The following is a 9,509-nucleotide window of genomic DNA, read 5'->3' as shown; positions in this document are numbered from 1 at the left end:
GGGCCGGGGCGCCGGGGCCCGGCCCCACCCTTCCCGCAAACCGGGCCCCGCCCGCACCCCCCCCCCCCAACGGGGGGGGGCACCCCCCGCCTCAAACGCCGGCGGGGCTGATTTATCAGCCCCGCCGGCGTTTGAGCGCGGGGTCTGGGGCGGAGCCCCAGTTCGGGAAGGGGCGGGGAGGGGAAACGGCTCCGCGCAGCGGCCGCCTCAGCCCGCGGCTTCGGCGGCCTTCGTCCGCTTGCGGCGGCGGTGCGCGGCGACCCGTTCGCGGGTGGCGCACGTGGAGGAGCAGTAGCGGCGCGGGCTGCCGGGGCCGCCGGCGAGGAAGAGCCGTCCGCAGCCGGCGGCGGCGCAGGCGCCCCACGCGATGCGGCCGTGCTCGGTGAGCAGCTGGGCGAGGGCCAGGGCCCCGGAGGCCAGGAGCCAGTCGCCCCACCCGGCTGCGTCGCCCCGGTCGACGTGAAGGTGCCAGGGGTGGCCGTCGTGCCGGGTCAGGCGGGGCCGGGTGGCGTACTGCGCGAAGAGCGCGTTGAGTGCCTGCGCGGCGCGGTCCTCGTCGGGTTCGGCGAGGACCTCCGCCATCCGCCGTGCGGCGGCGCGCAGCCCGTCCGCGTCCGCTTCCGTGAAGGCTTCGGGCGCGAGGTCGGCCGGGTGCTCCCCGTGCCGGCCGAGCAGCGCCGCGAGGTCGGCGCGCGGCAGGCCGGGGTCGGCGCGGACCGCCTCGGCGAGCTCGATCAGCCGCCGGGCCGCGGAGAACCCCTGGGCGGAGTCGGTCATCCCGGGATCCTTTCGCCGTACGCCCGCACCGCGTAACGTCTTGTACGACCATCACGTTACATGGCCGGGGAGGGATCCGGGATGCCCGTATTCGGGCGGTACCTGGCAGCGGCGGTCGCGGCGCGGACGGCCTCGGAGGGGATGGGCCTGGCGGTGATGCTGCTGGCCCTGGAGCGGACCGGGAGCGCGGCGCACGGCGCCTATGTGCTGACCGCGTGGCTGGCTCCGCACGTCCTGGCGGCCCCGCTCGCCGGGGCTGCCGCGGCGCGGGCCGGCCGGCCGCGCCTCTTCCACGTGGGGGCGCTCGCCGGGTTCACGGCCGCGGCGGCGGCGCTGGCCCTGCTGCTGGGCCGGGCGCCTACTGCGGTGGTGCTCGGCGTGGCAGTGTTCGGCGGGAGCTGCGGGCCGATGGTGACGGGCGGGATGTCCAGTCTGGTGGCCGGGCTGGTCCCGGCGGGGCCCGGCCGGGACCGGGCGTACGCCTGGGACGCGGCGACCTACAACGCCGCCTCCGTGGTGGCCCCGGCCGCGGTGGGCCTGGTCGCCGCGCTCGGTTCGGCCGCGCCCGCGATGGCGGCCCTGGCCGGGACCTGCGCGCTCGCGGCGGGCCTGGCCGCGACGCTCCCGTACGAACCCCCGCTCGGGGCACAGCGGGACGCCCCGCACCGAACGGGGCCGAAGGCGGGGCTCGGAGCCGGACTCTCGGCCCTGTGGCGGATCCGGGAGCTGCGGGCGATCACCGCGGCCACGAGCCTCGCCTTCGCCGGGCTCGGCTCGCTCACCGCCACCTCGGTCCTGCTGGCCACCCGGCTCGGCAGTCCGGGGGCGGGCGGTGTGCTGATGACGGCCTTCGCGCTGGGCGCGCTGGCGGGCTCGCTGACCTTCGGGCGGATCACGGGCCTGGACCCCGGTCGGCTGGCGCGGTGGGCGATGGCGGGGACCGGGGTCGCGCTGGCCGCGGCCGCCTTCTCGCCCTCCGTCCCCGTCGCGGCGGCGCTGTTCGCCGCCGCCGGGGTGTGCGACGGGCCGCTGCTGACGGCGACGCTCCGCGTCCGCGCGGCCTGTGCCCCCGAGGGCGTGCGGACCCAGGTGTTCACGCTGGGCGCGGGCCTCAAGACGACCGCGGCATCCCTCGGCGCCGCCGTCGTGGGGCTCGCCGCCGGGGCGCCGCCGCAGGCGCTGCTGTCCGGGGTCGCCGTACTGATCCTGGTGTCGGCCCTGCTGCACGCACGGCTGGCGCCGCGCGGCACCGCCGCAGCGGCCGCCGCGGCTACAGCTCCACCGGCAGGTTCCGCCACATCCGGGACCGGTCGGCGGACTCCCGGAGCACCTTGAGCACGGCCGGGTGGGCGGTGGCGTACAGCTCGGGGTAGTCGATCTCGCCGAGCTCGGGCCGTACGGGGAAGGCGAGCCGCTCGGCGTCGAGGGAGAACCGGGCGTCCACGCCGGGCTTGTTGCCGCGCGGGTCCTGCCGGTACCACCGGCTGCTGCAGGGCATCCGGAGGGCGACCAGGCCGTGGACGGCGGGCCGGGAGCCCCCGGGGCAAGCCCCGGCTCCACTGGAGCAGCTGTCGCTGCACTGATGATCGTCGGTGAGCCGCTGGTAGCACAGGCCTGCGGGGATGCCCTTGGCCCGGAGCAGGGCCACCAGGGCGTGGGCCTTGGCGTAGCAGATGCCGTTACGGGTGCTGAGCACGTCGGAGGCGCGCCAGGCGACCCGCGGGTCGCCGGAGTCGGCCGAGTGCGGGATGGTGTCGCGGACGAAGTCGAATACCGTCTCGGCGTATGAGTATGCACTGCCGGTGGCGAACCAGAAGGTGTCTGCGATCTCCTGCACCACGGGGTGGCCGTGGTCTATCACCTCGTCGGCAGCCAGATAGTCGTGGATGTCGGGGTTCTGCTGGATCAGCTCCATGACTCCGAGGATAGGCACACCGAGGACCGCAAATCAATGAATTTGCGGTCCTCGGTATAAATATTCAGAAGATTCGAAGGGCCCGGCGCTGTCGGCTAGCGGGACATCTCTTCCTTCAGCGCCTGGAGGAAGCCGTCGACGTCCTCCTCCTGGGTGTCGTAGCCGCACATCCAGCGCACGTGGCCGGCGGCCTCGTCCCAGAAGTAGAAGCGGTAGCGCTGCTGCAGCCGCCGCGACACCTCGTGCGGCAGCTTCGCGAACACCGCGTTGGCCTGCACCGGGTAGAGGATCTCCACCCCGTCGGTCTCGCGGACGCCCGCAGCCAGCCGCTGCGCCATCTCGTTGGCGTGCCGGGCGTTGCGCAGCCACAGGTCCTTGGCGAGCAGGGCCTCGAGCTGCACGGACACGAACCGCATCTTCGACGCGAGCTGCATCGACATCTTGCGGATGTGCTTCATCTGCCGGACCGCGTCCGGGTTGACCACGACCACGGCCTCGCCGAACATCATGCCGTTCTTGGTGCCGCCGTAGGACAGCACGTCGACGCCCACCGCATTGGTGAACGTGCGCATCGGCACGTCGAGGGAGGCCGCGGCGTTGGCTATGCGGGCCCCGTCGAGGTGGACCTTCATGCCGAGCGCGTGCGCGTGCTCGCAGATCGCCCGGATCTCGTCCGGGGTGTAGACCGTGCCCAGCTCGGTGTTCTGGGTGATCGACACGACCTGCGGCATCGCCCGGTGCTCGTCCTCGAAGCCCCAGGCCTCCTGGTCGATGAGCTCGGGGGTGAGCTTGCCGTCCGGGGTGGGGACGGTCAGCAGCTTCAGGCCCGCCATGCGCTCGGGCGCGCCGCCCTCGTCCACGTTGATGTGGGCGGTCTTGGCGCAGATCACCGCACCCCAGCGGTCGGTCATGGCCTGCAGGGCCGTGACGTTCGCGCCGGTGCCGTTGAAGACCGGGAAGGCCTCCGCGTACGGGCCGAAGTGGCTGCGGATGATCTTCTGCAGGTGCTCGGTGTACTCGTCCTCGCCGTAGGCGACCTGGTGGCCGCCATTGGCCAGGGCAATGGCCTCCAGGATCTCCGGATGGACCCCTGCGTAGTTGTCGCTCGCGAAACCGCGTACCGCCGGATCGTGGTGGCGGCGGGCATCGGTCTTCACGGTTGCGGAGTGAGCCACAGACGCTGTCCGTTCACATCGGTGGCGGACTGCTCCCACACGCCGGCGATGGCCTCGGCCAGCTCCTTGACGTCGGTGAAGCCCGCGAACTTCGCATTCGGGCGCTCGGCGCGCATCGCGTCGTGCACCAGTGCCTTGATCACCAGGATCGCAGCCGCGGCGCCCGGGCCCTGCTCGCCCCCTGCCTTGCGGAAGGAGTCGGCCATGGCCAGCGTCCACGCCTCGGCGGCCGCCTTGCCCGCGTTGTACGCGGCGTTGTTGGCGACCGGCTTGTGCGCGCCGGACTGGCTGACCAGGACGTAGCGGCCCCGGTCGCTGCGCAGCAGCGCGTCGTGGAAGGCCATCGAGGTGTGCTGGACGGTGCGGATCAGGAGCTTCTCCAGGAAGTCCCAGTCCGCGAGGTCGGTCTCGGTGAAGGAGGTGCTGCCGCGCCAGCCGCCGACGAGGTGGACGAGTCCGTCCACGTGGCCGAACTCCTTCTCCGTGCGGTCGGCCCAGGCCTTGGTGGCCTCCAGGTCGAGCAGGTCCACCGTGTCGCCCGTGACGGTGGCACCGCCGTGGGCGTAGCGGGCCGCGTCCACGGCCTCGGCGAGCCGCGCCGGGTCGGCGTCGGACGCGACGACCACCGCGCCGGCCTCGGCGAGGCGGAGCAGCGCCGCCCGGCCGGCGGGACCGCCGGCACCGGCGACCGCCACGACGGCGCCCTTCAGCGTGCCGTTCGCGTTGTTCCCCGTGTTCATCTGTGCAGCCTCCTGTGGGCGAGTGCTCACGCGGCGGCCCGCTCGGCCGACTCGGCGTTCGGTGCGGTGATGCCCTTCGTGGAGGCGATCACACCCTTGAGCTTCTTCGCGAGCGCCTCATAGAACATGCTCAGCGGAAACTCGTCCGGAAGCACGTCGTCCACGAGCTTGCGCGGCGGCTGCGTCAGGTCGAGGGCGTCGGGGCCCTTGGCCCACTTGGAACCGGGGTGCGGGGCGAGGTAGGTGGAGACGAGCTCGTACGCCTTGAACCAGTGCACGAGCTTCGGGCGGTCGATGCCGGCCCGGTACAGGTCCTCGATCTCGCCGCAGAGCTGGTTGGTGACCTGCGGGGCACGCATCCAGTCGATCTTCAGCTTGTTGTCCGTCCAGCGCACGACGTCGTGCTTGTGGAGGTACGCGAAGAGCAGCTGACCGCCGAGACCGTCGTAGTTGCGGTTGCGGTCGCCCGAGACCGGGAAGCGGAACATCCGGTCGAAGAGGACGGCGTACTGCACGTCACGGCCGTGCTCGTTGCCCTCGGACTCGAGCTTCACGGCCTCCTTGAAGGCGGTGAGGTCGCAGCGCAGCTCCTCCAGGCCGTACATCCAGAACGGCTGGCGCTGCTTGATCATGAAGGGGTCGAACGGCAGGTCGCCGTGGCTGTGGGTGCGGTCGTGGACCATGTCCCACAGGACGAAGGCCTTCTCGCAGCGCTCCTGGTCCTCGACCATGCGCGCGATGTCCTCGGGCAGCTCGATGCCGAGGATGTCGACGGCGGCCTCGGTGACCTTGCGGTAGCGGGCGGCCTCACGGTCGCAGAAGATGCCGCCCCAGGTGAAGCGCTCGGGGGCCTCGCGGACGGCGATGGTCTCCGGGAACAGCACGGCGGAGTGGGTGTCGTAGCCCGGGGTGAAGTCCTCGAAGGTGATGCCGAGGAACAGCGGGTTGTCGTACCGGGTGCGCTCCAGCTCGGAGAGCCAGTCGGGCCACACCATCTTCAGGACGACGGCCTCGAAGTTGCGGTCCGGGTTGCCGTTCTGCGTGTACATGGGGAAGACGACCAGGTGCTGGAGGCCGTCGGCGCGCTCGGAGGCGGGCTGGAAGGCCAGCAGGGAGTCCAGGAAGTCCGGCACGCCGAAGCCCTCGGCGACCCACTTGCGCAGGTCGGCGACGAGCGCCTTGTGGTACGCGGCGGCGTGCGGCAGCAGCGGAGACAGCGTCTCGACGGCGCCGACCGCACGCTCGACGGCGGCCTCGACGTCGGCGCGGGAGGGGGCGTCCGCGGCCTCGAAGTCGATCGAACCGTCCTTGGCCTGCCAGGGGCGGATCTCCTCCACGGCGGCCTTGAGCTCGGGCCACGCAGGGTGGTCGACCACCCGCGCGCCGGCGGCTATCACCGCGCCGCCAGTTGCCGGCACAAGAGTTTCCGTCATGTCACTTCCTCCACAGGAGAACCTCACGTCAGCACAGCGTATGCACGGGAGGCTCTCCTGCTCAAGAGGTCGCTCAGGAAATTATTCGGTGGTACCCCTATCGTTACCGCAATTCTTCCCGCCGCCCGCCGTCCGGGCGACGGCTTCGCCCTTCCGTCAAGGTCGTGGAGGCGCGCCCACGCGCGGGTGACGCGACACGGGCCCGGGCGGCCCGCCGACGGCCCCCGGGGGGCGTACGGCCCTGGCGGGAACCGGTCGTACGCGCAATCCGGGGCTCTGCACGGGCGGTCCCAACGCGGGCGGGGGCCACTAGCATGCGCCTCACCGCGCGCGGCCGGACCTGGGACGGAGCGACCGCGCGGGGAGCCGCCGTCGACGGAAGCGAGAGAACCTTGACTTTCCTCACCATCGGTCACCGCGGGGTCATGGGTGTCGAGCCGGAGAACACCCTGCGGTCGTTCGTCCGCGCGGAGCGAGCCGGCATGGACGCCATCGCGCTGGGTGTGCAGCTGAGCAAGGACGGCGTCCTCGTCGTCCTGCACGACGCCGAGGTGGACCGGACCACCGACGGCACGGGCGCCGTCGCCGATCTGACCCTGGCCGAGCTGCGCGAGCTCGACGCCGGACAGGGCGAACGGGTGCCGGTCTTCGAGGAGGTCCTGGACGCGGTCCGGATCCCGCTCCAGGTGTCGGTACGGGACCGGGCCGCCGCTGCGGCGCTCGCGGAGCTCGTGGTGCGCCGCGACGCGGTCGCACGCGTGGAGGTGGCCTCGTTCCAGGACGCCGTACTGGCCGAAGCGGCCCGGCTGGTGCCGGGCGCCCGGACCGTCCTGCACTCGGACCTCGCCGGGGACGAGGCCGAGGACGTCGTGGACCGGGCCCTGGCCGCGGGCGCGCAGGGCCTCGCCCTGAACCTGCGGCGGCTCACCCTGGAGACGGTGGGATCGGCGCACCGGGCCGGGCTGCGCGTGACCGGCTGGACGGTGAACTCGCTGGAGCACCTGCGCCTCGCGCGGGCGCTCGAACTGGACGGCGCGGCCACCGACTTCCCGGAGATCCGCAGCACGGGCCGGTTCACGGCCTGACGGAACGGACGGGGCCGCCGCGGCCCCGTCCGCTAGAGCGACTTGACCAGCAGCTCGAAGGCCAGGTCGTCGCGGAGCGGGACGCCGAAGCGCTGGTCGCCGTACGGGAAGGGGCTGAACTCGCCGGTGCGCCGGTAGCCGCGGCGCACGTAGTACGCGATGAGCTCCTCCCGTACGTTCACCACCGTCATCCGCATCTCCTTGGCGCCCCACTCCTCGCGCGCGCGGCGCTCCGCCTCGGCGAGGATCTCCTTGCCGAGGCCGGCGCCCTGGAGGCCGGGGCGGACGGCGAACATCCCGAAGTAGGCGTGGTCGCCGCGGTGTTCGAGCTGGCAGCAGGCGACGAGCTCACCGGAGCGCTCGACGACGATCAGGACGCTGTCGGGGGTGTTGATCACGGCCCGGACCCCGTCCGGGTCGGTGCGCTGCCCCTCGAGGTAGTCCGCCTCGGTCGTCCACCCGGCCCGGCTGGCGTCCCCCCGGTACGCCGACTCGACGAGCGTCACGAGTTCCGGGACGTCCGCCTCCACGGCGGTGCGGAACTCCAGTGCGCTGGGCTGGGCTGTCGACATGGGTGGCTCCGTATCTCTCTGCGCCGTGCTGCGCTGCTGAGTGGCATATGACGTGCCCGGTGCGGCACGGACAGCCTAACCCCGTGCGGCGTGCGGGCCTGCGGGCGCGGGCATCTGTTCCGTGACGCCGACGAACCGGGGGGTTCCGCCGTGCACGGTCCAGCGCTGTCCTCTTCCGCCGCCCTCCCCGCTTGGCTGTTGGTGGTGTTGTGCGCAGTGAGCGGCGCGTACTGCCTGGGCCGGGTGCGCAGAGCGGGCCGGGCGGCGGACGGTGCGGCGGCGGGCGAGGGGCTGATGGGCCTGGGGATGGCGGCGATGGCCGCGCCGTCGGGGATCGGGCCGTGGGGGCCGCAGATCCTGCTGGGTGTCTTCTGCGGGGCGGCGGTGCACGCGCTGTGGCTGCTGCGCGGCGGGCTGCACCACGCGCACCACCTGGTCGGCTCGTTGGCGATGGCCTACATGGCCCTTGCCGGGGCCGGGGCCGGGGCCGGCGCCGGCGCCGGCGGCCACGGGCACGTGCACGGCGGGGCGCCGCCGCTCGTCACCGGCGCCCTGCTCCTCTACTACGCCGGGTACGTCCTGCTCGGCGGGGCCCGCCTGGTGCCCGTCGCGGGCGCGGCGCCGCTCCCGGTCCCGGCGGGCCCGGCCGAGCTCGCCCGGGCGTGCCGACTGGCCATGGGAATGGGGATGTTGGCGATGCTGCTCACCCTGTGAAGGGGGAGGAAACGTGTCCTGCGTCACCAATCCCCCGGGACCGTACCCGCAGGGGTCCGCCGCTCATAGGCTGGCGGCCATGATGGTCCCCGCCGCCCTCCTCCTGCTCGGCGCCGTGACCGCGGTGCTCGCCCCGCGCCTGCTGGCCAGGGCCCGGTGGCCCGAGCGGGAACCCGTCGTGGCCCTGTGGGTGTGGCAGTGCGTGGTGGGTGCGGTGCTGCTGTCCTTCGCGCTGTCGATGCTGCTGAGCGCGGCCGCCGCCTGGCTGGCGGTGCGGGGCCGGCTCTTCGCCGCCGCACCGCACGGGGTGGTCGACGCCTACGCCCTGGGCCCGACGGGCGGCCCCTGGGCCGCGGGAACCGCCCTGGTGCTGGCGGGCGGCGGGCTGTGGAGCGGGTTCCGGCTGACCCGGGAGGTGCTGCGGGCCCGGGCGGGGCGGCGGGCGCGGGGCGCCGAGCTGCGGGTGCGGGCCCCGCTGCTGCCCGGGGAGGACCCGGCCGGCGGAGCGCGGCTCGTCGTCCTGGAGGGGCCGCGGCCCGACGCGTGGTGGCTGCCCGGCCCCGCGCCGCAGCTGGTGGTGACCACGGCCGCGCTCGGGCGGCTGAAGGGCAGTCAGCTCGATGCCGTGCTGGCGCACGAGCAGGGGCATGCGGCCGCCCGCCACGACTGGCTGCTGCACTGCTCGCGGGCGCTGGCCGGCGGGTTCCCGCAGGTGCCGGTGTTCGCCGCCTTCGACGCGGAGATGCACCGGCTCGTCGAGCTGGCCGCCGACGACGTGGCCTCGCGCCGGTTCGGGCGGCTCACCGTCGCGCTCGCGCTCGTCGGCCTGAACGAGGACCGCGGGGTGTTCGGCCCCTCCCCCGCCCCGGAGCCTCATGTGCCCGAGCGGGTGCGCCGGTTGCTGTCGGCGCCGCCGCGGCTGTCGGCGGGCCGCAGGCTGCGACTGACCGCCCTGGCCACGCTGCTTCCGGCCGTCCCGCTGGCCGTGGCGCTCGTGCCCGGCCTGACCGCGCTCGCCTGAGTGCCCGTGCACACCGGCGGCGCGACGCGGCCGCACCCCGGCGCATCGCCGCCGCACGGACCCGGCGGTGCGAGGAT

10 protein-coding genes are annotated in these 9,509 nt (G+C 73.7%); 4 read left to right on the top strand and 6 right to left on the bottom strand.

Annotated elements, in window-relative coordinates:
• Positions 1-207 precede the first annotated feature (207 nt).
• A complete protein-coding gene (locus ABZ924_RS09245; protein WP_361906184.1) occupies positions 208-777 on the bottom strand; it encodes a CGNR zinc finger domain-containing protein in 570 nt (189 codons plus the stop codon).
• Between the two features lie 81 nt (positions 778-858).
• Here ABZ924_RS09245 and ABZ924_RS09240 point away from each other — a divergent pair, with 81 nt between their 5' ends.
• Entirely contained in the window at positions 859-2,112 is a 1,254-nt protein-coding gene (locus ABZ924_RS09240; RefSeq protein WP_361906182.1) for an MFS transporter, read from the top strand.
• Here the strand turns inward: ABZ924_RS09240 and ABZ924_RS09235 are convergent.
• The 4 genes from ABZ924_RS09235 to ABZ924_RS09220 all read right to left on the bottom strand — a co-directional run bounded on the left by ABZ924_RS09235 (position 2,048) and on the right by ABZ924_RS09220 (position 6,040).
• Complete coding sequence (locus tag ABZ924_RS09235) at positions 2,048-2,692, bottom strand: transglutaminase family protein (RefSeq protein WP_361906180.1); 645 nt, start codon at positions 2,690-2,692, stop codon at positions 2,048-2,050. The genes ABZ924_RS09240 and ABZ924_RS09235 overlap by 65 nt on opposite strands.
• A gap of 95 nt (positions 2,693-2,787) precedes the next feature.
• A complete protein-coding gene (locus tag ABZ924_RS09230; RefSeq protein WP_361906178.1) occupies positions 2,788-3,849 on the bottom strand; it encodes a low specificity L-threonine aldolase in 1,062 nt (353 codons plus the stop codon).
• Complete coding sequence (locus ABZ924_RS09225; protein ID WP_361906176.1) at positions 3,846-4,607, bottom strand: SDR family NAD(P)-dependent oxidoreductase; 762 nt, start codon at positions 4,605-4,607, stop codon at positions 3,846-3,848. The genes ABZ924_RS09230 and ABZ924_RS09225 overlap by 4 nt, the downstream gene beginning before the upstream one ends.
• 26 nt (positions 4,608-4,633) lie before the next feature.
• Positions 4,634-6,040: a DUF6421 family protein gene (locus ABZ924_RS09220; protein WP_361906174.1), complete on the bottom strand. Its 1,407-nt coding sequence runs from the start codon at positions 6,038-6,040 to the stop codon at positions 4,634-4,636.
• Between the two features lie 392 nt (positions 6,041-6,432).
• On the opposite strand from ABZ924_RS09220, the gene ABZ924_RS09215 reads away from it, so the two are divergent.
• Positions 6,433-7,125, top strand: coding sequence for a glycerophosphodiester phosphodiesterase family protein (locus tag ABZ924_RS09215; protein ID WP_361906172.1), 693 nt, complete (start codon positions 6,433-6,435; stop codon positions 7,123-7,125).
• Between the two features lie 32 nt (positions 7,126-7,157).
• Here the strand turns inward: ABZ924_RS09215 and ABZ924_RS09210 are convergent, their stop codons facing one another.
• A complete protein-coding gene (locus ABZ924_RS09210; RefSeq protein WP_361906170.1) occupies positions 7,158-7,697 on the bottom strand; it encodes a GNAT family N-acetyltransferase in 540 nt (179 codons plus the stop codon).
• Between the two features lie 216 nt (positions 7,698-7,913).
• On the opposite strand from ABZ924_RS09210, the gene ABZ924_RS09205 reads away from it, so the two are divergent.
• Positions 7,914-8,411: a DUF5134 domain-containing protein gene (locus ABZ924_RS09205; RefSeq protein ID WP_361906168.1), complete on the top strand. Its 498-nt coding sequence runs from the start codon at positions 7,914-7,916 to the stop codon at positions 8,409-8,411.
• Between the two features lie 79 nt (positions 8,412-8,490).
• Positions 8,491-9,432: a M56 family metallopeptidase gene (locus tag ABZ924_RS09200; RefSeq protein ID WP_361906166.1), complete on the top strand. Its 942-nt coding sequence runs from the start codon at positions 8,491-8,493 to the stop codon at positions 9,430-9,432.
• Positions 9,433-9,509 lie beyond the last annotated feature (77 nt).

Source organism: Streptomyces sp. NPDC046876 (assembly GCF_040645035.1).
Taxonomy (GTDB): domain Bacteria; phylum Actinomycetota; class Actinomycetes; order Streptomycetales; family Streptomycetaceae; genus Streptomyces.
Note: the sequence above shows the minus strand (reverse complement) of the source record. Positions and strands in the feature narration are given on the sequence as shown.